We start from the raw sequence: 24848 nt of genomic DNA on the forward strand, positions 1-24848 counted from the left end.
ACTTCAACCGAAGCACCGGCCTCACGAAAAATCATGACTTCGGACAATGCAGCACGTGGTCCGCATTCGTACCCAACGCCACGTGCGTGATCGAAATCGTGTCGCGTGCGGCCGTTTCCAGGCGGAACGGCACGTCGATGCGGGCCATGTTGGCACCGGCGTCGTGGAAGCATTTCAGCGACATGCCCACGCGCAGCCACTGGCCTTTCGGCAGCGCGGCCAGCGCGGCATCCACCGGCACGCTCGCACCGCATGTCCGGCCGCAATCCATGCCGAGCGTGACGCGTCCTGGCGCCAGCGCATCGATCTTGATCGTGGCCACCAGTTGCACGTCGCCATTGGTCTGGCGATCAAGGTTCAGCGGCTTGATAGCGTGCAATGCGAACGTGGCCGCACCGGTGCCGGACCAGGCGAGGCGCCGCGCATCTTCCTGCCGCTGGTAGTCCTCGGCGGCAACTTTCAGGCTGCCGTCAGGCGTTGCGGCGGGCATGGCCGTCACGTCGACAGGCGAACCACTGGCGCCCGACAGCGTCAACGCCAACCCGCCTGCCGGCTTGCCGCGCTGCAGATACACGCCCGGCGCAGCCACATTGGCGGGCAAGCCGGAAACTTCGGACAGCTTGCCGAGGTCACCATTGTCCTCGTAGGTCAGGCCATAGCCGAACGCGAACTGCGGGTGGTAATCCTTCTGGCCCACGTTGAGCGGCGTCTGCACCGCCGTACGCGGCCAGGAATACGCCAGCTTGCCGTGGAAGTCGTACTGCACCTTGCCACTGGCATTGCGCAGCAACACGTCGGCCACCCCGGCGCCTTCGGAACCGGGTAACCATGCGGCGACGAACGCATTGGAGGCGTTGATTTCCGGGTTCACCCACAGCGGGCGCCCGGACAGAAATACCGACACCACCGGAATGCCCTGCGCACGCAGACGGCGGATCAAATCGAGATCGGTGGGATCGCCCGGCGCGAACGCCAGCGTCGGCACGTCGCCCTGGAATTCGGCGTAGGGATTCTCGCCGTAGACCACGATCGCCACGTCCGGCTTGTGCGTGTACTTGCCGTCCACCGACAGCTCGGCGCTGCCTCCGGCGGCCTTGACCTGGGCGTCGATGCCGCTCCAGATCGATTCGCCATGCGGGAAGTCGGCATTGGTGGTGCCGGTGCCCTGCCAGGTCAGCGTCCAGCCGCCGCTTTGCTTGGGAATGCTGTTCGCGCCATCGCCGGCCACCAGGATGTGCTGCTTCGGATCCAGCGGCAGCAGGTGGTGTTCGTTCTTCAGCAGTACCAGCGACTCGCGCACCGCGCGACGCGCCAGCGCGCGATGTGCCGCACTGCCGATCAGGTTGAACTTGCCGCCCAGCGGCTGCGCCGACGGCGCGCCCTGGTCGAACAGGCCGAGCCGGAACTTCACCCGCAGGATGCGCGCGACCGCATCGTCCAGCCGCGCCATCGGAATCACGCCAGACTTCACTTCCGCCAGCGTGTGTTCGTACAGGCCGCGCCAGCTGTCCGGCGCCATGTACATGTCCAGGCCGGCATTGATCGCCTGCGGGCAATCGACGTTGCTGCATCCGGGAATCTGGCCATGACCGTTCCAGTCGCCGACGACGAAGCCCTGGAAATCCATCCGATCCTTCAGCACGTCGGTGAGCAACGCCTTGTTGCCGGTCATCTTCACGCCGTTCCAGCTCGAGAACGATGCCATCACCGTCTGCACGCCCGCGGTAATCGCCGGCGGATAGCCGGCGTTGGCCACATCGCGCAAGGTCTTCTCGCTGATCTCGGCGTCGCCCTGGTCCTTGCCATCCTTGGTGGAACCATCGCCAAGAAAATGTTTGGCGGTGGCGATGACATGCGAACTGTCCAGAAACTGCGGCGTGCCCGGCTTGCCCTGCAGCCCTTCGACGGCGGCGCCGGCGTAACTGGCAACGACTTTCGGGCTCTCCGAATAGCCTTCGTAGGTGCGGCCCCAACGGTCATCCCGCGGCACCGTGATGGTGGGCGCGAAGGTCCAGTTGATGCCTGCCGCGCGTGCTTCCTGCGCGGTCGCCGTACCGATCTCGCGCACCAGTTCGGGATCGCGCGTGGCGCCCATCGCGGAGTTCTGCGGGAAAATGGTGGAGCCGAGCACGTCGTTGTCGCCATGCACCGCATCGACGCCGAACAGCACCGGGATGGCCACGCCACCGTGGCTGGTATCCATCGAGGCGCGATAGTACGCATCGGACAGCGCCAGCCATTTCGCCGGGCCGGCCAGCCGTGCGCCGCTAGGCTTGGAATTGCCACCGGCGAGGATCGAACCGAGCCGGTACTTGCGCACGTCGTCCGGCGTCACGCTGCCGATGTCGGCCTGGATCACCTGGCCGACCTTGTCGCGCAACGACATCTTCGAAAGCAGCGTTTGCACCCGCTGCTCCAGCGCGGCATCGCGCGCCAGCGGCCAGCGCACCTTCGGCCACAGCGCCGGATGCACCGTGGTATCGAACCTGACCACCTGCCGCGCGGCATCGGCATGGGCCAGGCCCAGCACGCCAGCCGACAAACCCACGACCAGCGCCACGGCACATAGCGGCACGCCCGCATCACGAAAGACAAACCGCACGGCAACTCTCCTCACAAACTTGTGCACGACGGCGCAGGCGAGCGCCGATACGAAGGGTGATGATCGAGTATTCGCAGAAAATGACAGCGCTGTCAAATTGACGGGAAATCGATCACCGAAGGACGCCAACCGCATGTCGTCACGCCTTGCGTGCACGGGCGCGCAGCGGCGCCGCGCCGGTCGAGCGACGCAATTGCAGGGTGAACGGCACCGACACCATGTCGCCTTCGGCATCGTTGTCGATCGTGCGCAACAACTGTTGCGTGGCGATGCGCCCCATGTCCTGACTGGGCTGGCATACCGTGGTCAGCGCCGGCCAGACCTGGCGCGACAGCGGCGTGTCATCGAAGCCGCAGACCGATACGTCGCCCGGTATCGACAGGCCATGCTCTGCCGCCGCCCACATCACGCCGGCCGCGGTATCGTCGTTGCCGGCAAACACCGCCGTCGGCCGACGCCGCAGCGCGAACAACTGGCGCGCCGCGACCACGCCGGAATCGAACGAGAACAGGCCCTCGACCACCAGTGCCGGGTCGAACGGCAGCCCCGCCTGCTCCAGCCCGTCGCGATAGCCCAGCAGACGCCAGCTGCTGGCCCCGTGCGAATGATGGCCGGTGATGTGCGCGATGCGCCGGTGCCCCAACGTCACCAGATGCCGCACCATTTCGCGCGCCGCCGAACGCTCGTCCAGCGTGGCGCCCACGCCCCGGCTGCGGCTCTTCGGCGAGATGCGCGCATGCGGCGTGCCGCGTGACTGCAGCAGCGCCAGCAACTTCGCGTGATCGGCGATCGGCGGTGTCAGCACCAGGCCGTCCGGACGGAACTGCGAGACCAGTGCATCCACCCGCTCCAGGAAGTCCGGCGCGCTGGACAACAGCGGTCGTACCATCATGCTGTAGCGATGCTCGTCGCAGGCATCGAGCACGCCGTTCTGCACCTCCATCACGTAGTATGGCGACGGGTTGTCGTACAGCAGCGCGATCAGGAACGACCGATTGCTGGCCAGGCTGCGCGCCGACGGATTGGGCCGGTAACCCAGCGCCCTCACCGCGGCCAGGGTCCGCTCGCGCAAGGCCTCGCGCACGTTCGGCTCGTTGTTGAGCACCCGCGATACCGTCTTTGGCGAAACCCCCGCCTGGCGTGCCACATCCTCGATGCGTGTCCTCATGGAACTCCCGTATTGTCCTGCCGGCCCTGCCCGGGCCGATGATCATCAATGCCTCGCTGGCCGGGCCCCTTCGGCGCCGCGAGGGGTTTCACGCCGGCCCGCCGTCACCCGCGTCCACGACATCCGGCACTGACGCCGGGACTTATGCCCAAATATCCTCAGCGCCCGGCCCGCGCCATCGCTGACGAAAATGACAGCGCTATCAATTTAAATTGACAGCGCTGTCATCTTGCGGTAAACCGGCATCGTCGGCAACTGATTCCGACGTGCCAACATCGGCACCACCAGTTTCATTACCAATTTCATTCCATGGGGAGAGACCTGAAATGAAGTACCGTTACTCAGCGCTTTGCGGCGCCATTCTCGCTGTGCTCGCGACAGGCAACGTGCTTGCCGGCGAGCCGGCGACGACCGCCCAGCAGGACCCTGCTGCGCCAGCCACCCAGGCTGGCCAGAAGACCATCAAGAACCTCGGCGCGATCGAAGTCACCGCAACCAAGCGCACGACTCCGCTCGAGAAAACCCCCATCGCGATCAGCGCCATCGGCGCCGACACGCTGGACAAGAGCCGCGTGATGACCGTGCAGGACATCACCCAGATGGTGCCCGGCCTGGCCGCCACCACCGAGGGTGACCATGGCGTCATCACGCTCACCCTTCGCGGCATCGGCAACGACAGCGCCAAGACTGAATACGCCGATCCGGAAGTGGCCACCTTCGTCGACGGCGTCTACGCGCCACGCGCCGAAGCCGCCGCCAGCCTGTTGCTGGACATCGACCACGTCGACGTGATGCGCGGTCCGCAGGGCACCTTGTGGGGGCGCAACTCCACCGTCGGCGCGATCAACTTCGTGACCACCAAACCCGATCTCACCGGCGGCTTCTACGGCAATGCCGAAATGAGTGCCGGCAACTACAACCAGATCGGCACGCGCGCCGCGGTGAACCTGCCGATCAGCAGCACCTTCGCCCTGCGCGTGGCGGTGGCCCAGCAACAGCACGACGGTTACGAGAACTACCAGAACCCGGTCGGGCAGATTCCGTCGGTGGCCCAGCAGCAGGCCAACTACATCGCCAGCGGCGGCAGTGCGGCGACGTTCCAGCCGATCAACACCAACCTGTACATCACCCGCGGCCAGAAGTACGGCGCGCAGGACCAGTCCGCTGCCCGCGTCAGCGCGTTGTGGCAACCCAATGCCGACTTCACCTGGAACCTCTCGTACGAGTACTTCCGTGATCGCGGCACGCCTAGCATGAACCTGATGCAGAATCCGCGTCCCGGCCAGGAATTCTGGTCGGCGCTGATCGACACCGCACCGTATCTCGATCGCACCTCCAGCACGGTGCGCAGCCACATCGACTGGAACCTCAGCGACTACCTGACCCTGAGCTACGTGGCCGGCTACAGCAAATACAGCGGCAAGAGCGACTATGACCAGGATGCCGGCGCCGTACTGCCCACCAGTTTCAGCAGTGGCGGCATCTTCCAGGAAGACCGCACCAACTCGTCCAACTACCGCAACAGCAGTCAGGAAATCGACCTGAAGTCGCGCGGCGAGCACACCATCGACTGGATCCTGGGCCTGTACTACGCGCAGGAAAACAACAACATCCGTTTCGACATCCCGCAAATGCACGGGACCGAACTCGGCAGCGTGAACTGGCAGGGTTCGTTCATCCAGCCGAAGGAAACGGTGAAGTCCGACGCCGTCTTCGGGCAGGCCACCTGGCACATCACCGATTCGCTGCGCTTCACCGCCGGCGCGCGTTACAGCAAGGACAAGAAAACCAACCAGGGCGGCGTCAACTGGGGCTGGGCCTACGACCCCAGCGTGCCGCAATTGCCGATTTCCACCGGTGACGTTCCCGCACCGCCGGCATGGGCCATCTCGCAGCACAACGACGGCAAATACAACAAGGGTCATGCCACCTGGCTGGGCCGACTGGACCTCGACGTCGGCCAGCACGGGCTGCTGTACGCCAGCGTGTCCACCGGCTACAAGTCCGGCGGTCTGCAGGATGGTGGCACGCCGTATGCAGCCGAGACACTGACCAACTACGAAGTCGGTTCAAAGTTCTCGTTCCTCGACGGCCACGTCACCTGGAACAGCGCGATCTACTACGAGCGGTTCAAGAACTTCCAGCTCTCCGCGCCGATCACCTACCCGGACGGCAACCAGGGCCTGGGCTTCTCCAACGTCAAGGGCACCACCAAGGTATTCGGCATCGAATCCGAGCTGGCTGCGCGGATCGGCGACAACGACCGCTTCGACCTGGTGTTCTCCGCGATCCCGAAGAAGAAGCTCGGCACCCTGCTCTACGCCGGCAGCAACGACTACGCCGGCTTGCCTGCCTGTGCGCCTGCATCGGGCATCAGCAACTGCATCGACATCACCGGCAACACGCTGGCACACGCCCCGAGCGTGGACGTGACCGCGGTGTACGAACATGATTTCCACCTCGGCAACGGCGGCACCCTCACACCACGCCTGAGCGTGCACCATGAAAGCATGAGCTGGCTCAGCCCGTTGAACCTGGGTGAAGGCGACCAGCAGAAGGCGTATACCCGCGGCGACTTCACGCTGCGTTACGAGGAGCCGCAGGACAAGTGGTGGGTGGGCCTGTACGTGCAGAACATCGCCAACGACAAGGTGCGCACCAACGCCGCCCGGTTCATCGGCAACGACGGCAAGTTTGTCTATGTCTCGCAGTACCTCGCGCCGCGTACCTACGGCGTGAACCTGGGCATCTGGTTCTGATCGGAAGCCCCGATGTTCGACCCGCGCGGGGCAACCCGCGCGGCATCACGGGAAGCCCCCTCCCCTCCCTTGGCTTCCCGCGATACCGGACCGGCCCCCGCCGGTCCGTCCCGCCGATCGTCGACCTGCCGGGAACCCCGCCCGCAAAAGTCGCCATCGGCACCCCGCATGCCCATGGGCACGCACTGGCCCCCACCTCGGTGGGGGCTTTTTTTTCATGCGTCGCGCTCACCTCGCGTTCGGCCAGCAGCAACGTTGGCAGCGTATGCTGTTCGCCTGCGCCGAATGGAGGATGTGCCATGACCCGTCGCCTGACCTGGCTGCCGCTGGCCGTGCTGGCCTGCCTGCCGATGTTCGCCCACGCTGCTCGTGCCACTGATCCCGCACGCACGCTTGGCCAGTATCACTGGCAACTGAGCGCCGCCACCGATCACGCCGGCCAACGCCTCGACGCCTTGTTCGCGCATCCGCAAAAACCGCTGCAACTGGACTTCGCCGATGGCCGCATGCGCATCAGCCATGCCTGCAACGCGATCAGCGGCAGCTACCATGTCGACGGCAACAAGCTCGACATCGGCCCGCTCACCCACACCATGATGTTCTGCGCCGACAAGCCGCTGATGGCGATGGAGCGCGATGCCAGCCAGCGCCTGCACGGCGAGCTTTCGTTCAAGCTGCAACGCGCCGGCGCACAACCGCAATTGAACCTGACCACTGCCGCTGGCGACACGCTGTCGTTCACCGGCCAGCCCACGCCGGAAACCCGCTACGGCAGCAGCGGCACCACCGAATTCCTGGAAGTGGCGCCGCAGACGGTGCCGTGCGCCAGCCAGGCCATGGCCGGCAAGCAGTGCCTGTCGGTGCGCGAACGCCACTACGCCAGCAATGGCCTGAAAGCCGGCACGCCCGGCCCATGGCATCCGCTGGAACAACCCATCGACGGCTATACCCACCACGCCGGCGTGCGCAACGTGTTGCGCGTGAAGCGCTATGCGATCAAGCATCCGGCAGCAGGCGCCCCGAGCAGCGCCTACGTGCTGGACATGGTAGTGGAATCGGCGCTGCCGACGGCAGATGCCGCGAAACACTGAAGGCCGGCTCACGATCCGCCACAGCCGCACTCGCAGGTGGGGCCCGATAAACGCATGCCGCAACGCGACGCTGCGACAATGACGGCTTCCGAACCACCGCCGCATACCATGCCCGATCCCGCCGACGCCCTCAGCTGCCACCCCATCGCCTTCGCCCGCTCGCCCTATGCGCGGCGCATCGATGCGCCACACCAACCCACGGTGGTGCAAGGTACGGAGACCGGCCACGCCGCCGATGCGCTGATCGTTTTCGTCGACGGCATCCCGACCGAAGCCTTCCGCGACCTGGCCGGTTTCGAGCGCATCTGGCTGCTGTTCGCCTTCCACCGCAGCGAAGGCTGGAAGGCCGAAGTGAAACCGCCGCGCGGTGGCGGCAAGCGCAGCGTGCTGGCCACGCGTTCACCGCACCGGCCCAACGCCATCGGCCTGTCCGCCGTGGAACTGGTGGCGGTGGAAGAGCGTGCACTGCGCGTGCGCGGCATGGACCTGCTCGACGGCACGCCGATCCTCGACATCAAACCGTACGTGCCCTACGCCGATGCGTTCCCGCAATCGCGCGCCGGCTGGATCGACGCCATCGACGCCACGCAAGGCCGGCAATCCGCGCCCGGTCCGCGGCGACCGCGCACGCGCTGAGCGCCGGCAGCGAGTCGTTACCTGGCTGCGCCCACGCGCTGGCGCACCGCATCCATGTCGCGTATCGGCCGCAGTTCGATGCAGCCGGTGCGTGCCCACGGAAATTCCAGCGCCATGCGCATCGCTTCGTCCATGTCCGCCGCCTCGATCAGGTTGAAGCCGGCCAGGTATTCCTTGGTCTCGGCGAACGGTCCGTCGGTGATTTGGGTGCGTTCGCCGCGCACGCGCACGGACCGCGCGGTGGACGCCGGCTCCAGTTGCTGCGAATCGTGCAATTGCCCCTGCCCGCGCAACTCGTCGGCATGCGCCAGGCAACCGCGCATGCGTGTGTCGAATTCACCCGCAGGTAGCGCCTCCAGCAAACTGTCGTCGACGTAGATCATCATCAGGAATTTCATGGTGTCTGCCTGCCTCGCACGAAAAGCGTTCTGCTCGATACACCGCCATGCCCCGACAGAATCGCCGAGGGCCCCCAAGGATACGACGCACGCAGGCGGTCGCACGCACGCAGGACGCAAATACGGAAGAAACGTTCACACTCGGCATCACCATTCAGCATCCATCCATGGCCCGCATCGTGACAAGACCGGCCGCGTCCGTTTGCATGGGCGCATCCACGGCCCGGTAAAGCGCGTGCATGGCAAGGGTGTCGATGATCCATGCGCCCGAACGGGTGGAAAGCATCGACGCCGCGGCACCTGCGTGTCGTTGCCGTGCCATCTGTTGCGGGAGTGCCGCAGTCGCATCGTCAAGCCAATGGCGCATCAATGCCGCCTTGCCCACGCCAGGCGACCCGACCATCGTCAAGGTGTTGCCCGGCGCCAGCCACGCATCGAGCTGCGCCACGCTCGCCGGCTCGGTAGCATTCACCAGCACTACGGACGCCTGAGGCAACAGGCGTTGCGCGGTGGCCAGCCAGGCCGATGCATCGGGACAGCGATCGGCCTTGGTCATCACCACCACCGGAGTCACGCCCGCGGCGAACGCCCGCGCGAGATGGCGTTCCACGCGCATCACATTGAAATCCTCGTCGCACGAAGTGACCACGAGCAATGTGTCGAGGTTCGCTACCACCGGATTACCAGGGCCTGCATCGCCAAACAACGCATGGGCGAACAGGGACTGGCGTGGCAGTACGCGCAGCAGGCGGCCACTGTGGTGTTCAAGCAACAGCCAGTCGCCGATGATCACGTGCAACTCGCCACCAGGCGAATGCCGTGGCCGTGGCATGTCCTGCCGTCCGCACGAGGACGCCACTACGAAGTGGTCGCCGTACTCGGCTACCACCCGCGCCGGGTAGCCGGCCTCGAAATCGTCCAGGTTCAGATCGTGCGCATAGCGCGGCTGCCAGCCAAGCTGGTGGAGGGAACATATCGGAAAAGGCATGAAAACACCCGGATGCAGACAGTGAAGCGACGGCCAATGCATGGCCGCACAAGGCGCCGGGGTGCGAGACAAACTTGAGGAAGCGCGCCAGCATGAAGCTGGCAGAGCGATCAGGCGCGCGTCGACCCGGCGGAGGTGGCTGCTACAACATTCATGGCTGTATTCCTCCTTCTGGCTGGGTGAACGGGATGCGCAGGTTAACCGTGCCGGCAACTGCACGCAAGCACATGTGACCGCTGGAAACCGGGCTTCGAGAAAACCCTGGCTTGCTGCTAGCGTGCAGGTTTTCCGCAGCACGGCTCCATGCGCATGCCCATCGACACGCACCCGCCCTCGGTATTGTTCGTCTGCACCGGCAACATCTGTCGCTCGCCGACGGCCCACGCGCTGCTGCTGCACAAGGCCGCCGCGCGCGGCATGCACGTGCACGCGGACAGCGCGGCGATCAGCGACGAGGAACTGGGCAACCCGCCGGACCGGCGTGCACTGGCCGAACTGCGCCGCCGCGGCGTGAGCATGCCGCAGCATCGTGCGCGCAAGGTGAAGCCGGACGACTTCTTGCGCTTCGATCTGCTGCTGGGCATGACGTCGACCCATGTGCGCGCACTCAGGCAACTGTTGCCGCAGCATGCGGACAAGGCCGACCTGCTGATGCGCTACGCCGACGGCCACGAGGCGATCGACGTGCCCGATCCCTGGTACGGCGGCACGCAGGATTTCATTGCCGCTTTCGACATGATCGACGCCGGCGTGGAGGGCTTGCTCGCACACTGGGCAGCGACGCGCGCCGGCTGAGTACCGGTCGCGCGCGGCCGCCCCTGCGGGGCTTTCGCCGGCCCCGTCAGGCCCGCCGATGCGCCAGCGCGAAGTCGATCGCCGCACACACCGCCGCCACCTGCGCGGCGTTGCATTGTTCCGGCGTGGCATGGGGGCTGTCGGGATAGACCTCGGTGGTGGTCTTGTAGCGTGCCGCGGTAATGCTGGCGCAAAGTCCGAGTGAGGTCAGCGCGTATTTGATCACGCCCGGTGCCACCACCGGCGAACCGATGATCTCGCCATGCGCATCGGCCGGCGCGATGTGGGTGACTTTCGCCACCGCCTCGATCACCGCCTGCTGGAACGCCGGCTGCGGGTGTTCGCTGTCGTCGACCAGGTAGAAACCGTCGGGAATCTCGCCCGGCTCGTACGCCACGCCATCGCGCGCAGCCAATGCCGGACGGAATTCGGTCTCGTCGGTGTCGGTGGTCTCGTGCAGGTCGATATGCATCAGCACGCGATCGCGGAACGGGGCGACCAGACGCATCAGTGATGCCGATTCCTGCGCCGGGCTGTCGGCGTGGAACGAACGGTTCGGGTCCAGCGCGTCCGGATTCCAGCGGTGGACGCGCTCGTAACCCCATGGGCTCACACACGGCACCATCAGCAAATTCGCCTTGCCCGCATAGTCGGCCGCATGCCGATCGATGAACTGCAGCGCGCCGTGCACGCCACTGGTTTCGTAACCGTGTACGCCGCCGGTTACCAGCATGATCGGCAACGCGTCGTCCCAGTGACGGCTCTTCAGCGCGAATTGCGGGTAGCTGTCGGGCGCGTAATCCAGACGACCGTATTCCACCACGTCGAAGCGCGCACTCAGGCCGTCGATCGCACCCAGCACATCGTCGGCGTAGCTGCGTTGACGGTGCTGGCGCGAACGCCAGGCGGCCACTTCCGCCGCGCCCCAGGGAATACCGGGCGTGCCGATCGGATAGGGGGCTTGGGTCGTCATCGTGTCACCTCGCTTCAGAGTCTTGGCATCAATCAAACGTGGCACTTTAACACCGGCCTCCGCTCACGCCGGGGCATCCGCGCTCGCCCGCAGCCACCCCTGCGTATTGCCATGCAGCAAAAAAGCGCAAATACCCGCGCTTTTCCGTTGCCGCTCCGAAAACATGCCGTATTTCCATGCCTTGCAGGGAGCGGCTTTGCGCGCGAGACCTGCCGTTTTTGCTTATCCAGCGTGTTTCAGATGCATCGATCGTGCGCTGCAGATTGCACTCACATGGATGTAACACTAGCTTCATACATGCGTTTCAACTGTTGATTTGAAAAGATCCATTTGAAACCGTTTTGCGCCTCACGGCGTCCCTTGGGCGAACCTGGTGCTTTTCATGCGCGGCAGCCAGTCTTCCAGCAGCCACACCCGGCAACGCTTGCTCGAAGCGGCCGAAGTCCTGTTTGTCGAACAGGGCTACGACACGATGTCGCTGCGCCAGATCACCGCCCTCGCTCACGCCAACCTTGCCGCAGTGAACTATCACTACGGCGGCAAGGAAGCGCTGATGCACGAGTTGCTCACGCTGCGCCTGTCCAGCCTCAACGAGGCGCGGCTGAAGCTGCTCACCGCTTGCGAACGCGAATGGCACGAGCGGCCCGATGCCGCGTCCATCCTCGGCACGCTGTTCGTGCCGGCGCTGCGGCTGAGCCGTGACCCCGCCGGCGGCCCCTGTTTCATGCGCCTGCTGGGCCGCGTCTACAGCGATCCGTCGCCGTTCATCCGCAACTATCTGCAGGAACATTACCGGCCCATTTTCGAGCGCTTTTTCGAAGCGTTCTCGGCCGCGCTTCCGGGCTTGCCGCGCAATGAACTGGGCCTGCGCCTGCACTTCGGCCTGAAGGCCCTTGCCGGCATGCTTGCCGGCGAAGATTTCGACCAGCTCGCCGCCACGCTCAGCATGGGCCAGGACATCGACGACGCCGAATTACTGGCCCGACTGATTTCACTGATCACGCCCACCCTGGCAGGTCCCTTCGGTACCGCCGAACAGGTCCATGCCATCGAACGCGTGCTTGCCGTTGCAGACACGCAGGCTGTCACACCGTCGCCCGCAAGGACCGGGCGACCACGCAGGGGGAAAGACCCATGATCCAACGACCGCTCCGCCACCGAACGGTGCCGTACCTCATGCCGCCTTTCGGAGCATCCACGTTCCCGACGTTGTCACGGTCACCGGCTTCATGGCCGCTGGCCGACATGCGAACCGCCGCCCTACCAGGAGAACTGCCATGAAACGCCTGAAGCATCGCCCCACCATCCATCCTTCGATCAAGGCCGGTCTGGCACTTTCCATCGCCACCGCCCTGGCCGTGCCGCTGACGGCACACGCTGCCTCGTTCCAGTTGCCCACCACCTCGGCGGCCGGCTGGGGACGCGTCTCGGCCGGCGGCTCGTTGTATCCCAACGATCCCACCGCTGCCTTCAACAACCCCGCGGCCATGGTGTTCTTCGGCGCACCGACGCTGCAGGTCACCGCCACCGGCATCCGGCCCAGCGCCGAATTCCGCGGCAGCTTCCGCGACCAGCAGGGCAAGCCAGTCAGCGGCAACAATCCGAACGGCTTCGGCAAGTTCGAGCCGTTCCCGAACATCGCCTTCGTCGCGCCGATCAACGACCGCTTCGCACTGGGTGCCAGCCTCAGCGTGCCATACGGGCTGGTCAGCAAGTACAACCCCACCTGGCAAGGGCGCTACTTCGGCACCAAGACCAGCCTGCAATCGGTGGCGCTGAGCTTCTCCGCGGCCTTCAAGGTCAACGACGAGTTCTCGCTGGGCCTGGGCATCATGGGGCAGCGCACCAAGGCGCAGCTGAACTCGATCATCGACACCACCGGCGCAGCCAATACGATCGTCGGTGCGCCCCTGTTCGTCCCCCAGACCGCCGACGAGCAGCTGAACGTCAACGTCAAGAAGAAGTTCGCCTTCGGCTATTTCGGCGGCCTGGTCTGGAAGCCCACGCAGTGGGACACGTTCGACCTGACCTATCACTCGCGCGTCAAGAACAACATGACGGGCAACTACCAGATCTATGGCGGCGACGAGGGCAAGAGCCTGATCGGGCTAGCCCCGGTGCTGGATCCCTCGCTGCCGACGATCAAGACCGACGGCCCCGCCAGTGCCAGCGCGCGCCTGGATTCACCGGCCTACGCCAGCGTGGACTGGGTCCACGTCGTCAACTCGCGCTTCACCCTAAGCGCCACCGCGCAATGGACCGACTGGTCGAGCTTCGGCGTGCTCACGCTCAAGTCCGGCAGCGAGACGCTGGTATCGCTGCCGCAGAAATACAAGGACAGCTGGTTCTATTCGCTGGGCGGCGAATACCACATCAACCCGGCCTGGACGTTGCGCGCAGGTATCGGTTATGACCAGACCCCGACGAACATCGTCAGCCGCGATCCACGCATTCCCGATGGCACGCGCAGAATCGTCGGCGTGGGCGTCGGCTATCGCGCCAGCAAGGCGATGAGCTTCGACTTCGCCTACCAGCACCAGTTCGTGAAGGACACGCCGGTGCACATGAAGAACCAGAACCTGCTCGGCGCTGGCACCATGGATGGCGTATTTCAGGACCATGGCGATGTGCTCAGCCTGGCCGGCACGTATCAGTTCTGAGCAACACGCGGCGGCTGTCCGCCCACGAAAAAGCCGCGCCGGGAGGCGCGGCTTTTTCGTATCCGGGGTTATCCGGCCGACCGGCACCAGGCTGGTCAGGCCCCGGCGAAGTGCTTACTTGCCGCTCTGCTTCGGCAGCGGCTCCAGGTTGAAGCTCATCGTGGTGATCTTGCGATCCAGGCCCTGGATGACCTCCGCAGTGAGATCGTTCTGCACGTTGCCACCCAGCACCGAATCGCGGTTCAGCAGCAAGCCGCAGTGATGGCTCTTGTAGGCGCTGGCGACGACCGGCTCGGCGTCCTGGCCGATGCGCTCCATCACCTTGGAACGGGTCAGCTGGATACGGTCATTGAGTTCGCTCGCCTGGGTCTGGAACGCTTCCATCCGCTGCTGCAGGGCCTGACCCTGTTGCTTGCGCTGGGCTTCGCTGAGCGACTGAGCCTTCTGCTGGAAAGCCTGCACGTCCTTCTGCAACGGCGCGCGCTGGGTATCCAACTGCGATTTGGCCTGATCCGCCAATTGCTTCAAATGCCGGCTTGCAGCCTGGCCGACCTTGGCGTTGGCAAACACCGCCTCGCGCGAAAGCATGCATACGCCCGGCACCGGGTTGCCGCCCAGCGCATCCGCACCTTGCGCAGGCGCCGCCTGCACCGGAGCCACGGGAGTAACGGCAAGCCCGGCCGCGGCAAGCAGCGAGACGACAAGCAGGGGGCGACGCAAATTCATGGGAACACTCCGATTTCCTGGGCACATGGTAGGTGTGGACCGCACGCAAGCGCGGCGGTTCCCCAGCATACTCGCGCGCGCGCCGCCGATGAATGCCCGGCGCAGCCATGGTTCAGGCACGTCATCGCCCTTCCGGGCACCCTCGGAATGGCCAGAATCCTGATCCGGCCCCGGCTACTGCCCGGGCCCCGGGTTCTCGCTCTCGGGCCACTCGCCAATCGAGCGCGCCCAGCTCACGTAGCAATGGGCGACATCGCCGGCCACCCGCTGGTTTTCGAGCAAGCCGGCGGCATTCTCGGCCAGTTCCCTCCAGCGCTCGACCGCGTGCAACTGGACATGGAAATGCCAGGCCACGTCGGCCAGCACCGGCATGGACAGCTCGTCCCGCGGGTGTTCCAGCGCGACCCCCAGTACCAGCGACATGGCCTGCAAGCCGTGCAGGCATTCCAGCGACTGCGCCTCGGCGCCATGCTTGATGACCGCCAGCCGTTGCTGGCAAAAGCGCGACAAGCCGGCATCGGCCTGGATGCGTGCCCCGCCGCCCAGCAAGTGATCGAGCAACTCGCCGAGGCTGGTAGCCGCGGCGTGATCGCCGCCAAAAATCTCTGCAGAAATGAAAGCGCCATCATTGGCCGTCGGCGCCACATGTGATCCCGTCAACATGATCCACCCCCTGATTCCATGCACCTCGCCTGGAATGCCTTACATCACATAATGAAACTCATAGCTCATAGAGCGTGTAACTATTGGGCAAGCCACTATATGCGCGCCCATGAAGGGGCGCAAATACCTAAAAATCGCATAAATAATCAAATAGTTGCATTCATGGAATACGACCCCCGGAAATTGTTCGGCCAGCACCTGGCCCGACTGCGAAAAACGCTCGGCTGGTCGCAGGAAAAGCTCGCGCTGGAAAGCGGCCTGGCACGCTCTTACGTCAGCGGCATCGAGCGCGGAGTACGCAATGTCGCCCTGTGCAACATCTGTCTGCTGGCGCCCACGCTCCAAGGTAATGCTGGACTTTTTCTGAGCCCGATATCGGCCCGCATCGCATGTCGATCCTGTTGGTTTCCATACCCCGATAACGCCACTACTTTTCCCGCGTGACGGCGTGACGCATCGTGGAATACCCCTCATCGGAGATTCCCCATGCGCATCTTCCTTACCGGCGCAACCGGTTTCATCGGCTCGCGGATCGTGCCCGAGCTGCTTGGTGCCGGTCACCAGGTTCTCGGCATGACCCGCTCGGATGCCGGCGCCCGGGCGCTCGCCGCCGCCGGTGCCGAGGTGCATCGCGGCCAGCTCGAAGACCTGGAAAGCCTGCGCAGCGGTGCGGCGCAGGCAGACGCGGTGATCCACACCGCCTTCGATCACGACTTCTCGAACTTCGTCGCGAACTGCGAAAAGGATCGCCAGGCGATCAAGGCGCTGGGCTCGGCGCTGATCGGCACAAACCGGCCATTGCTGATCACCTCCGGCACGGGCATGGGCAGTCCCGGCGACGGACAGGCCGCCATCGAAAGCGTCGTCAACACGGATAATCCGAATCCCCGCTCCGCCTCCGAGCTGGCGGGGATAGAGCTGTCGGCAGCCGGTGTCGCCGTATCGGTAATGCGACTGCCGCAGGTGCACGACACGGTCAAGCAGGGGCTCATCACACCGTTGGTGGCCATCGCCCGCGCGAAAGGCGTCTCGGCCTACGTCGGCGAAGGACGCAACCGCTGGCCGAGTGCGCATGTGCTCGATGTCGCGCGGCTCTATCGCCTGGCCATCGAGCGCCGCGAACCGGCGCGCTATCACGCCGTTGCCGAAGAAGGCATTCCAGTGCGCGCCATCGCCGAAGTCATCGGCGCCGGCCTCGGCGTACCCGTGAAACCGATTTCCGCCGAAGACGCGGCTGGGCATTTCGGCTCGATGGGCATGTTTGCCGCCATGGACCTGCTCGCATCGAGTACATGGACCCGCAAGGTGCTCGGCTGGCATCCCACCGGCCCGGACCTGATCACCGACCTCAAGCACATGGATTACTCCGGCGTCGCCGCAAGCTGAGGCATCGCTGTCTTCCGGGCTGCTGGCGGAAACCGTCGAATGGCATGGCCCAGCTTCCGGCAACCGCTTTCGAACAGGCCAGGGCCACGCGTGCCCTGCCCTGTTCGCGTTGGAGCGGAGCCCGCGACGATCAGCCCGCAGCCCAGGCCACCGCGTCTTCGCCGGCGGGAATGCGCATGGGCGACGACGGATCGGTCACCGCGCGCCACACGGCCTGTGCGACATCCGTCGAATACGTGAGCGGGCCGGACGTATCGCGCATCCGCGCCAGCACGTCTTCGACCAACTCGGCGTAGGCCGGGTGGTCCATGCCATGCATGTGTGATCGCGCGTTGTCGCCGAAGCGGGTTTCGGGCGAACGCCCCGGCAACACCAGCCGCACGCGCACGCCGAAAGGTTCGAGTTCCAGCACCATGGATTCGGTGAAGGCGTTCACCGCGGCCTTGCTCGCGGTGTACACGCCAACCAGCGGCAGAGCCCTCAAGGTCACGCTAGAGGTCACGTTCACCACGACGCCGGCCTTGCGTTGCCGGAACTGCGGTACCACTGCCTGGGTCAGCGCCATCGTGCCGAACAGGTTGGTTTCGAACACATCGCGTGCCGTCGTCATCGGCGTCAGCTCGAAGGGTGCCCCGGCGCCGATGCCGGCGTTGTTCACCAGCGCATCGGTCGGTCCTGCCGCCTCGACGGCTTGCCGGATACTCGCTGGATCGGTGACATCGAGCGCGAGCACGCGCAGGCGTTCGGAACGCGGCAACACGTCCTCGCGCGGCGTGCGCATGGTGGCGATCACCCGCCAGTCGCGGTCGAGAAAATGGCGGGCGATCTCCAGGCCGAAGCCGGACGAACAACCGGTGATCAGGATGGTCTGCATGGGGATTCCTCAGGTACGGGTGGATGGGGAAACCCGACGATAGGCCGCCATCGCCGTACTCACTACAATCGAACGTCCATGTTTCTTTGGCGAGAGTCCGGCATGATCGATCCACTGACCGACGTAGTCACGCTGCTGCAGCCGAGCGCCCGGTTTTCGAAAGCGGTCGTCGGCGCCGGTCGCTGGCACATCCGTCGTTCGGATGCAGGACAACCGTTCTACTGCGTGGTGCTGGAAGGCGGCTGTCGCGCCACGATCGACGGACACGCGACGATCGAACTGCAGGCGGGCGACTTCGCGCTGGTCCCTGCCTCCCACGGCGTGGCGATGTCCAGCCTCGAACCGCCGGCGGCAGGCATCGAATCCACGCCCGTCGCACGGGGCCATGGCCTGTTCCGCATCGGCACGCAGGAGGGCCCGACCGACATGCACATGCTGGTGGGTCATTGCAGCTTCGACTCGCCCGATGCCGACCTGCTGGTGTCGCTGCTGCCGCAGCTCGTCCACGTGCGTGGCGAGCGACGGCTGGCGTTGCTGGTGAAGCTGGTGGGTGAAGAATCGCGCGCGCAACGCCCGGCCCGTGATGTGGTGCTGGCGCGGCTGCTGGAAGTGCTGCTGATCGAAGCCATGCGCTCCGCTGACGGTACCAGCGCCTCACCCGGACTGGTACGCGGGCTGGCCGACACGCGACTGGCGCTGGCGTTGCGTGCCATGCACGAACAGCCGACCCGCGCATGGACGGTCGAGCAACTGGCGCGGGAAGCCGCACTGTCGCGCTCGGCTTTCTTCGAGCGCTTCAGCCGCACCGTCGGCGTCGCCCCGATGGCCTACCTGCTCGCCTGGCGCATGGCGCTGGCCAAGCAACTGCTGCGCAAGAGCGAAGACGCCATCGCCGACATCGCCGAACGCGTCGGCTACAGCTCGGCCAGCACCTTCAGTACCGCCTTCACCCGCCACGTCGGCCTGTCGCCATCGCGTTACGCACGCGAATATGCCAATGCATAGCTTCCGCCTATAAAATTCATCGAGACAATCCATTGGACGAATGATGGGGTCGGACCGGCTAATGGGGTGGCCGCTGCTCCCCGCAAGACGCCGTCTTGCCAGCCGCATGCCAATGGAGAAAACCCATGATGTATCGCCCACTTCAGGTTCTGCCGATGCAAGCTGCCCTGCCGGCTTCTTCCCGGCCTCGACCGCTTCCCGACGCGTTGGCCGAATCGGACTCCGCGACGCTTCTCATGACGGACTTCCGCGACACCATGCCCGCATCCATCGCATCCGGCAAACGCCTGGACGATGCCCTGATCGAAATGCACCATGCGGCAACCCATACCCTGTTGGCGACCGAAGGCGAGCACATTGCCGGAATCATCACGCTGCACGACATCCATGGGCCGCGCCCCGTGCAATTTCTGCATGACGCCGGTTGCCATCTGAACTGTCGCCACGGCAACGTCACCGTGGCCGATGTCATGACGCCCATCCAGCGTGTTCCGGCGCTGCGTCTTTCCGACGTACAGCGCTCGCGCATCGGCGATATCCGCAAGACATTCGAAGGTTCGACGATGGGCCATCTGCTCGTGCTGGATGCTGACGCCAGCACGGACCTCGGCGTGATTTGCGGCATCTTCGAGCGGGAACGGATCGAACGCGAAATCCACGCTTGACCACGGCTCCCGGCGCGCCAACATGCTGCCGGGTTCCATGAAGCATGCGCGCCAGCCGGGACAACAGGCGCGGCTTGCGCAGGCACGTGGCCCTCGCAACGCCATTCCGGAATCAGAAACGCAACCAGGTCCTTATCCATGGCCACACCAGCAGCAATGCCATGGCCATCAGCATGATGGCAATACCGTAGCGATGACGGTTCAGCAGGCGCTTCTGTTCACGCTGCAAAAATTGCATATCGCGATCAAACAGTTCCTGATCCTGAGCCACCTCTCGTGGATCGCGCAAGGTCTGCCCACTCATCCTTTCGCTGATCTCGCCCAGCCGCCCCAGCGCCTTGTTGTAGGCCTCCGGCAGCAGCGGGTTCCACGTATCGTTGCGACCCGTCGCCTCGGTCCACAACTGTCGTGCCGCGGCATATATCGCTTGCGGGTGATGCTCCGCGTTGGGCAATGCAACACTCACCACACCCTTGGCCAGCGCACCTTGATGGAACGCCGCGAACAGACGATCGGTCCAATGAATACGCGGTGCCGCACGAGCGAACGAGTTCACCCGGAACCTGATCCAGTAGCTTTCGGTTCCACCACGTCCGGTGATCGTGTGCAGGCAGATACCGGAAACATGGCACCAGGCGATCCTGCCATTCAGTGGCGTGGCAAAGCCGAGTGCCGTCAACTCGAGCGCGGGATGTCCAATACTGGGCACGGCGCGTGCCAGCAGCAGCAAACCAAGCGGAAGGGCCACGATACCGATGAAAGGCATCGCATCCAGTTTTGTTTCCGTCAGTCCCACGTACAACAACCCGGCGCCCGTCACGGTGACAAGCACAGCAGCCAGTATGGGGCGAGCCCCTGCGCGCACCTGCAACGACTCCCCCGCACCCCACGAACGCCGGGACATCTCGGCCACGCTGCGCTGGATGACGGCACGCTTGCGTGCATCCCGACGTTGCTCGCGGCGACGGTCGCTGACATACGCCAACACCACCATTGCCACACCAGACGCCAGCGACAGCAATGCCACCACCGGAGCATCGCGCCATGTGGCAAGACCGATGCCGATGCCGATCACACCGAAGATCACGAGGAATAGGTTGATCAGCTGCTGCATGATCTGCGCGGCATCGCTCCCTGACGAAGCCGGAATTGTGACGGGCGCGCGCAACGAGTCGCAATAACTTTCGGCGACATTCATCGCCTTGATGCACGGCCCCTCGGTGTCACGTCTTTGCCGGCAGGCTCGCGCAACGAACTTTGGTCAGCCGTCGCGCTGCGCGCGATGGTGGGCTACCAGCGCATTGGCGTGGCCATGGCCCATCTTGTGCTCGGTCTTGAGAAATGCGACTTGCTCCATGTGCTTCCTGTCGGAAACACCGTCCAGCAGCTTGAACCAGTGCGCCACCGGTTTTCCATAGGTCTTCTCGATGGAAGGAAAATAGGATGCGGGTCCCTTCGTCGTTGCAGCAATGGCCATCTGAAAGTGCTCCGTGATGTCTTTCCGGCTCCGCAGTGCCGCCACTCGCCACCCGAACCGGACGGCGAGTGGCGAAACCATCAATCCACCGTCGCGGCATCCAGTCCACGGCGCTCCAGCAGCGGCTGGATTTGCGGTTCGTGGCCGGCGAAATCGCTGAACAGTTGCATCGCGTCCTTGCTGCCGCCTTGCGACAGCAAGGCCTGGCGGAAGCGGTCGCCGTTGGCGCGGGTCAGGCCGCCGTGGGCCTTGATCCATTCCACCGTGTTCGCGTCCAGCACTTCGGACCAGATGTAGGCGTAATAGCCGGCCGCGTATCCGCCCATGATGTGGCTGAAGTACGGCGTGCGGTAACGCGGCGGCACGGCGGCGTAGTCGGTGCCGTTGGCTTTCAGCGCGGCGGCCTCGAACGCCATCACGCCATCGGCTTCGGGGATCTTGTCCGCACCGACCTGGTGCCAGCTCTGGTCTAGCATGGCCGAGCCGAGATACTCGGTGGTGGCGAAGCCCTGGTTGAACTTCGAGCTGGCCAGCACCTTGTCCAGCAGTGCCTTGGGCATCGCCTCACCAGTCTGGTAGTGCTTGGCATAGTTGGCCAGCACGCTCGGCCAATCAGCCCACATTTCGTTGACCTGCGAGGGGAATTCGACAAAGTCGCGCGGCACGCTGGTGCCGCTGAAGTACGGGTACTTCACGTTGGAGAACATGCCGTGCAACGCGTGGCCGAATTCGTGGAACGCGGTGGTCACTTCGTCCCAGGTCAGCAGGGTCGGGCCACTGGCTGGCTTGGTGATGTTGAGATGATTCGCCACGATCGGCAGGTTGCCGGTCAGCGCGGATTGCTCGACATAGGAATTCATCCACGCGCCACCGCGCTTGGATGGCCGCGCATACATGTCGGCGATGAAGATCGCCAGTTGGCTGCCATCGGCGTTGTAGACGTCGTACACCAGCACGTCGGGGTTGTAGACCGGCAGGTCGGTGCGCTGCTTGAAACTCAGCCCGTAGAGCTGGCCGGCGGCGTAGAACACGCCGTTCTCCAGCACGTTCTTCATCTCGAAGTACGGCTTCAGCTGGCTTTCGTCGAAATCGTATTTCTCGGCGCGTACCTTCTCGGCGTAATACGCCCAATCCCACGCTTCGAGCGGGAACGTGGGCTGGCTCTTGGCGGCCTGTTCCTTGTCGATCATCGCCTGCAGCACCGCGCCTTCGCGCCTGGCATTGGCCACGGCCGGCGGTGCCAACTGGGTCAGCATGGCATTGACCGCCTCCGGCGTCTTGGCGGTTTCATCCGCCAGCACGTAAGCCGCGTAAGTGGGATAGCCGAGCATCTTCGCCTTCTCCGCGCGCAGCTTCAGTACCTGCGACACGATGGCGGTGTTGTCGTACGCGTTGCCGCGGCTGCCGCGCGCCACCGAAGCCCGGTACAGGCGTTCGCGCACGGCGCGATCCTGCAGTTGCGCCTCGGGCGGCTGGCCGGTGGTGTTGAGCAGCGCGATCACGTATTTGCCGTCCAACCCGCGCGCCTTGGCGGCTTCGGCGGCGGCGCCGATCTGTTCGTCGGTCAGGCCGGCCAACTGTTCCTTCGTATCCACCACCACGGCCGAATCGTTCACCTCGGCCAGCACGTTCTGGCTGAACCTAGCGCCCAGTTTCGCAAGCGTGCCGTTGATCTCCTTCAAGTGCGTCTTGTCGGCATCCGAAAGCCTGGCGCCGGCGCGCACGTAATCGGTGTGGTAACGCTCGATCAAACGCACGCTTTCGGCATCCAGGCCCAGCTGATTGCGCGTGTCGTACAAGGTCTGGATGCGCGCGAACAGCTGCGGATTCAGCATCACCGCATCGCGATGCGCCGCCAGCTTCGGTGCGTACTCGGCCTGAATCGCCTTGCGCGCATCGTTGGTATCCACGCCCACCTGGTTGAAGAACACGGTGGACGTGCGATGCAGGATCTGCCCGGATTTCTCCAGCGCCAGGATGGTGTTGTCGAAGCTAGGCGCCGCATCGTTGTCGGCAATGGCGGTCACTTCCTTCAGGTGATCGGCCATGCCGCGATCGAAGGCCGGCGCGAAATCGCCATCCTTGATCTTGTCGAACTGCGGGTAATGCAGCGGCAGCGGACTTTCCACGAAGAACGGATTGCCGGCTTCCGCGGCAGCGGCGCCGGCTTGCGCCAGCGGTTGCGTGGCGCGGCTTTTGCCGGCATCGGCATCCGTGTCGGTGGCATCGGTACAGGCAGACATGGAACCGGCAAGGACCATGACCATGGCGAGAGCGAGGGAATGTTTCATCAGTGCGGACTCGTCGGTAGGCGAACCCCGATCCTAACCAATTGACGCGCGAGGGACCCATGACCAAAGCCATGGTCGCGACGATGCGTGTCCCCCTCCACGATGAATACGCGCCGGATGAACGCCAACATGTCAACGTGCTGCGCACACCTGCATCACGAGGTGGCTACCGGTATCTGCGTAAAACGGAAAGCGTCTGCGATGACGCAGTCGAACCCCCGGAGAATACGCGTGGACAAGAATCGTACCGAAGGCACGAAGCACGAAGTCAAAGGCGCCATCAAGGAGACGGTGGGCAAGGTCACCGGCAATATCGGCAAGCAGGTCGAAGGCAACATCGAGAAGAATGCCGGCAAGCTGCAGCATGCCGTGGGCAAGGCCGCCGACAAGCAGCGCGAGGCGGAGAAAAAGCACAAGCATTGAGTATGCCGGAAGGTCGTACCGCAAGGCTGTGCCGCGAATGGCGTCCCTCCATAGTATTGGCGTCATTCGCGGCGACGATGGAGAATCCGATTGCCTGTAGGCGTCGCTACGACGAAGTCGCTCCGGCGGGCTCGTTCGGAGTCAACGGGCTCGCCCCAACCGGGGCCAATCCTGCCTTGGCTGTCACGGTGGCCAGCAAATGCCGCACGGCGTCTTCATTCGCCCTCACGTCCCGGTACACACGCTTGAAGATACCGCGTAGGGCCGATTTCAAATGAAATAACGTTTCGCTTGGATCGATACCCTGCAGGACGGAAAAAATGGCGTGCGCGTGCAGCACCTCAACATCTGTCAGATAGCCTTGTTGCCGCCAGCGCCAACCTTCCGCCTTGCCGTGACGGAAGTGCTGAAAGTTGAAGCACGAGTTGGCGAGAAAGATCCCGAAGCCATGAAATACGGCGGCAAGATCAGTGGCTGGCTCCCAAACCTCCCAACCGCCGGGTGGCGGCTCCGGAAGCCCCACCGTGCGGTAATGCGCCAACTCATGCGCCAAGGTGGCGACCAGCGACATGGGATCGCGTAACTGCTCGGGGTTATAGGTAATCAGGGCCCCACCTTCCTTCAACGCACGAAATGTCCCGGCCGGTGATGCCGGCGCTCCCTGCACGAATGCCTGTGATGACACTATGGTGTTGGGGTCGGCTTGCTGGTACTGCAGCACGCATGGCCAATCCGCCATGCCCGCATGCATCTTCACCCGATTGAAAATCATTTCTGCAAACGCATGCCCGCTCGAGCCATCGTGAGGAAAGAACTGCGGCGTGGGCAAGATCAGTGGTCGCCGCCAAGAGCTACCACTGGCGGTGGAGTGTTGAAGCAGCCACTCAAAGCAGTCGAACTGCCATTGGCTCAATTCGGTGTCGAGTAACGGCCCCTTGCGAAATAGCCCGAACATGACTCCCCCATCCATGTGTCCGTTGCCAGCGGGCATTAGACAACTTGTACCCCTCGCTTTGGTAGCCCCTGGCGTCCGCTCCACCGGCTACCGCTAACCTGATGCCAGGCCAGCGGATCCAGTCTTGTCATGGCCGATCCAATCCGCGCATTCCGGAATCAGGGCCGACAGGTCGGTGACGCCGACATCGATGCCCAACTGGCTGAACAAGGTGGTGACCTGTCCGCGATGATGGGGGCTCTCTCGCGTTTGGTGTGGTTGACGTCCGCCGCCGGATCTTGCAGTGGACGGTGTGTTGAGGGCAGGCTTGTCC

The 24848-nt window shown here is 64.4% G+C and carries 23 protein-coding genes and 1 pseudogene; 11 read left to right on the plus strand and 13 right to left on the minus strand.

Annotated elements, in window-relative coordinates; genetic code table 11:
* Window positions 1–31: 31 nt before the first annotated feature.
* Together AB7849_RS12925 and AB7849_RS12930 are read right to left on the minus strand one after the other, a co-directional pair.
* Window positions 32–2602, minus strand: a complete 2571-nt coding sequence (locus AB7849_RS12925) for a glycoside hydrolase family 3 protein (RefSeq protein ID WP_008211369.1) — start codon at window positions 2600–2602, stop codon at window positions 32–34.
* 139 nt (window positions 2603–2741) lie between these two features.
* The gene (locus tag AB7849_RS12930; RefSeq protein WP_008211371.1) at window positions 2742–3770 is read right to left on the minus strand and encodes a LacI family DNA-binding transcriptional regulator; all 1029 of its coding nucleotides are present in this window, start codon (window positions 3768–3770) and stop codon (window positions 2742–2744) included.
* A gap of 326 nt (window positions 3771–4096) precedes the next feature.
* Between AB7849_RS12930 and AB7849_RS12935 the strand changes: the two genes are divergently transcribed.
* The 3 genes from AB7849_RS12935 to tsaA all read left to right on the plus strand — a co-directional run bounded on the left by AB7849_RS12935 (window position 4097) and on the right by tsaA (window position 8256).
* The gene (locus AB7849_RS12935; protein WP_369501130.1) at window positions 4097–6529 is read left to right on the plus strand and encodes a TonB-dependent receptor; all 2433 of its coding nucleotides are present in this window, start codon (window positions 4097–4099) and stop codon (window positions 6527–6529) included.
* A gap of 299 nt (window positions 6530–6828) precedes the next feature.
* Window positions 6829–7620 (plus strand): META and DUF4377 domain-containing protein, encoded by a 792-nt coding sequence (locus AB7849_RS12940; RefSeq protein ID WP_008211377.1) that lies wholly within the window; start codon window positions 6829–6831, stop codon window positions 7618–7620.
* Window positions 7621–7674: 54 nt separating this feature from the next.
* A complete protein-coding gene (tsaA, locus tag AB7849_RS12945; RefSeq protein ID WP_369501131.1) occupies window positions 7675–8256 on the plus strand; it encodes a tRNA (N6-threonylcarbamoyladenosine(37)-N6)-methyltransferase TrmO in 582 nt (193 codons plus the stop codon).
* Between the two features lie 17 nt (window positions 8257–8273).
* On the opposite strand, the gene AB7849_RS12950 is transcribed toward tsaA, so the two are convergent.
* Window positions 8274–8654: a YciI family protein gene (locus tag AB7849_RS12950; protein ID WP_008210401.1), complete on the minus strand. Its 381-nt coding sequence runs from the start codon at window positions 8652–8654 to the stop codon at window positions 8274–8276.
* Between the two features lie 154 nt (window positions 8655–8808).
* Window positions 8809–9642, minus strand: a complete 834-nt coding sequence (rsgA, locus tag AB7849_RS12955; RefSeq protein ID WP_008210402.1) for a GTPase RsgA — start codon at window positions 9640–9642, stop codon at window positions 8809–8811.
* A gap of 303 nt (window positions 9643–9945) precedes the next feature.
* On the opposite strand from rsgA, the gene AB7849_RS12960 reads away from it, so the two are divergent.
* A complete protein-coding gene (locus AB7849_RS12960; RefSeq protein ID WP_008210403.1) occupies window positions 9946–10437 on the plus strand; it encodes a low molecular weight protein-tyrosine-phosphatase in 492 nt (163 codons plus the stop codon).
* 46 nt (window positions 10438–10483) lie between these two features.
* On the opposite strand, the gene AB7849_RS12965 is transcribed toward AB7849_RS12960, so the two are convergent.
* Complete coding sequence (locus AB7849_RS12965) at window positions 10484–11410, minus strand: M14 family metallopeptidase (RefSeq protein WP_008207473.1); 927 nt, start codon at window positions 11408–11410, stop codon at window positions 10484–10486.
* 382 nt (window positions 11411–11792) lie between these two features.
* Here AB7849_RS12965 and AB7849_RS12970 point away from each other — a divergent pair, with 382 nt between their 5' ends.
* Together AB7849_RS12970 and AB7849_RS12975 are read left to right on the plus strand one after the other, a co-directional pair.
* Window positions 11793–12548: a TetR/AcrR family transcriptional regulator gene (locus tag AB7849_RS12970; protein ID WP_008207471.1), complete on the plus strand. Its 756-nt coding sequence runs from the start codon at window positions 11793–11795 to the stop codon at window positions 12546–12548.
* Between the two features lie 139 nt (window positions 12549–12687).
* Window positions 12688–14070 (plus strand): outer membrane protein transport protein, encoded by a 1383-nt coding sequence (locus AB7849_RS12975; protein WP_008207469.1) that lies wholly within the window; start codon window positions 12688–12690, stop codon window positions 14068–14070.
* 114 nt (window positions 14071–14184) lie between these two features.
* Here AB7849_RS12975 and AB7849_RS12980 read toward each other — a convergent pair whose 3' ends face one another.
* A complete protein-coding gene (locus AB7849_RS12980) occupies window positions 14185–14796 on the minus strand; it encodes an OmpH family outer membrane protein (protein ID WP_008207467.1) in 612 nt (203 codons plus the stop codon).
* A 174-nt stretch (window positions 14797–14970) separates the two neighbouring features.
* Window positions 14971–15459, minus strand: a complete 489-nt coding sequence (locus AB7849_RS12985) for a hypothetical protein (protein ID WP_037097833.1) — start codon at window positions 15457–15459, stop codon at window positions 14971–14973.
* Window positions 15460–15621: 162 nt separating this feature from the next.
* Here AB7849_RS12985 and AB7849_RS12990 point away from each other — a divergent pair, with 162 nt between their 5' ends.
* Window positions 15622–15903 carry a helix-turn-helix domain-containing protein gene (locus AB7849_RS12990; protein ID WP_008207462.1) on the plus strand — a complete coding sequence of 94 codons (282 nt, stop codon included), beginning with the start codon at window positions 15622–15624 and terminating at the stop codon, window positions 15901–15903.
* 42 nt (window positions 15904–15945) lie between these two features.
* Entirely contained in the window at window positions 15946–16845 is a 900-nt protein-coding gene (locus AB7849_RS12995) for an SDR family oxidoreductase (RefSeq protein ID WP_008207459.1), read from the plus strand.
* A 130-nt stretch (window positions 16846–16975) separates the two neighbouring features.
* Here the strand turns inward: AB7849_RS12995 and AB7849_RS13000 are convergent, their stop codons facing one another.
* Window positions 16976–17719: an SDR family oxidoreductase gene (locus AB7849_RS13000; protein ID WP_008207456.1), complete on the minus strand. Its 744-nt coding sequence runs from the start codon at window positions 17717–17719 to the stop codon at window positions 16976–16978.
* Between the two features lie 102 nt (window positions 17720–17821).
* Between AB7849_RS13000 and AB7849_RS13005 the strand changes: the two genes are divergently transcribed.
* Both AB7849_RS13005 and AB7849_RS13010 read left to right on the plus strand, forming a co-directional pair.
* Window positions 17822–18724, plus strand: a complete 903-nt coding sequence (locus tag AB7849_RS13005) for an AraC family transcriptional regulator (RefSeq protein ID WP_008207455.1) — start codon at window positions 17822–17824, stop codon at window positions 18722–18724.
* Between the two features lie 125 nt (window positions 18725–18849).
* Complete coding sequence (locus tag AB7849_RS13010; protein ID WP_369501133.1) at window positions 18850–19389, plus strand: hypothetical protein; 540 nt, start codon at window positions 18850–18852, stop codon at window positions 19387–19389.
* A 112-nt stretch (window positions 19390–19501) separates the two neighbouring features.
* Here AB7849_RS13010 and AB7849_RS13015 read toward each other — a convergent pair whose 3' ends face one another.
* The 3 genes from AB7849_RS13015 to AB7849_RS13025 all read right to left on the minus strand — a co-directional run bounded on the left by AB7849_RS13015 (window position 19502) and on the right by AB7849_RS13025 (window position 23157).
* A complete protein-coding gene (locus AB7849_RS13015; protein ID WP_369501134.1) occupies window positions 19502–20464 on the minus strand; it encodes a hypothetical protein in 963 nt (320 codons plus the stop codon).
* A gap of 186 nt (window positions 20465–20650) precedes the next feature.
* Window positions 20651–20866, minus strand: a complete 216-nt coding sequence (locus AB7849_RS13020) for a DUF4287 domain-containing protein (RefSeq protein ID WP_008207449.1) — start codon at window positions 20864–20866, stop codon at window positions 20651–20653.
* Window positions 20867–20946: 80 nt separating this feature from the next.
* Window positions 20947–23157, minus strand: a complete 2211-nt coding sequence (locus AB7849_RS13025; RefSeq protein ID WP_369501135.1) for a M3 family metallopeptidase — start codon at window positions 23155–23157, stop codon at window positions 20947–20949.
* Window positions 23158–23388: 231 nt separating this feature from the next.
* Between AB7849_RS13025 and AB7849_RS13030 the strand changes: the two genes are divergently transcribed.
* A complete protein-coding gene (locus AB7849_RS13030) occupies window positions 23389–23580 on the plus strand; it encodes a CsbD family protein (RefSeq protein WP_008207441.1) in 192 nt (63 codons plus the stop codon).
* Window positions 23581–23686: 106 nt separating this feature from the next.
* Here the strand turns inward: AB7849_RS13030 and AB7849_RS13035 are convergent, their stop codons facing one another.
* Entirely contained in the window at window positions 23687–24535 is an 849-nt protein-coding gene (locus AB7849_RS13035) for a hypothetical protein (protein ID WP_139201706.1), read from the minus strand.
* A gap of 93 nt (window positions 24536–24628) precedes the next feature.
* Window positions 24629–24848, minus strand: a pseudogene (locus AB7849_RS13040) (hypothetical protein); the annotation flags it as partial.

Origin of the sequence: Rhodanobacter sp. FW021-MT20 (assembly GCF_041107475.1) — a bacterium.
Lineage (GTDB): Bacteria > Pseudomonadota > Gammaproteobacteria > Xanthomonadales > Rhodanobacteraceae > Rhodanobacter_A > Rhodanobacter_A glycinis.

Coding starts and splice junctions, on each gene's coding strand:
- AB7849_RS12930 (WP_008211371.1), bottom strand. CDS start 3,770: ATGAGGACACGCATCGAGGATGTGGCACGCCAGGCGGGGGTTTCGCCA.
- AB7849_RS12935 (WP_369501130.1), top strand. CDS start 4,097: ATGAAGTACCGTTACTCAGCGCTTTGCGGCGCCATTCTCGCTGTGCTC.
- AB7849_RS12940 (WP_008211377.1), top strand. CDS start 6,829: ATGACCCGTCGCCTGACCTGGCTGCCGCTGGCCGTGCTGGCCTGCCTG.
- tsaA (WP_369501131.1), top strand. CDS start 7,675: ATGCCGCAACGCGACGCTGCGACAATGACGGCTTCCGAACCACCGCCG.
- AB7849_RS12950 (WP_008210401.1), bottom strand. CDS start 8,654: ATGAAATTCCTGATGATGATCTACGTCGACGACAGTTTGCTGGAGGCG.
- rsgA (WP_008210402.1), bottom strand. CDS start 9,642: ATGCCTTTTCCGATATGTTCCCTCCACCAGCTTGGCTGGCAGCCGCGC.
- AB7849_RS12960 (WP_008210403.1), top strand. CDS start 9,946: ATGCGCATGCCCATCGACACGCACCCGCCCTCGGTATTGTTCGTCTGC.
- AB7849_RS12965 (WP_008207473.1), bottom strand. CDS start 11,410: ATGACGACCCAAGCCCCCTATCCGATCGGCACGCCCGGTATTCCCTGG.
- AB7849_RS12970 (WP_008207471.1), top strand. CDS start 11,793: ATGCGCGGCAGCCAGTCTTCCAGCAGCCACACCCGGCAACGCTTGCTC.
- AB7849_RS12975 (WP_008207469.1), top strand. CDS start 12,688: ATGAAACGCCTGAAGCATCGCCCCACCATCCATCCTTCGATCAAGGCC.
- AB7849_RS12980 (WP_008207467.1), bottom strand. CDS start 14,796: ATGAATTTGCGTCGCCCCCTGCTTGTCGTCTCGCTGCTTGCCGCGGCC.
- AB7849_RS12985 (WP_037097833.1), bottom strand. CDS start 15,459: ATGTTGACGGGATCACATGTGGCGCCGACGGCCAATGATGGCGCTTTC.
- AB7849_RS12990 (WP_008207462.1), top strand. CDS start 15,622: ATGGAATACGACCCCCGGAAATTGTTCGGCCAGCACCTGGCCCGACTG.
- AB7849_RS12995 (WP_008207459.1), top strand. CDS start 15,946: ATGCGCATCTTCCTTACCGGCGCAACCGGTTTCATCGGCTCGCGGATC.
- AB7849_RS13000 (WP_008207456.1), bottom strand. CDS start 17,719: ATGCAGACCATCCTGATCACCGGTTGTTCGTCCGGCTTCGGCCTGGAG.
- AB7849_RS13005 (WP_008207455.1), top strand. CDS start 17,822: ATGATCGATCCACTGACCGACGTAGTCACGCTGCTGCAGCCGAGCGCC.
- AB7849_RS13010 (WP_369501133.1), top strand. CDS start 18,850: ATGATGTATCGCCCACTTCAGGTTCTGCCGATGCAAGCTGCCCTGCCG.
- AB7849_RS13020 (WP_008207449.1), bottom strand. CDS start 20,866: ATGGCCATTGCTGCAACGACGAAGGGACCCGCATCCTATTTTCCTTCC.
- AB7849_RS13025 (WP_369501135.1), bottom strand. CDS start 23,157: ATGAAACATTCCCTCGCTCTCGCCATGGTCATGGTCCTTGCCGGTTCC.
- AB7849_RS13035 (WP_139201706.1), bottom strand. CDS start 24,535: ATGTTCGGGCTATTTCGCAAGGGGCCGTTACTCGACACCGAATTGAGC.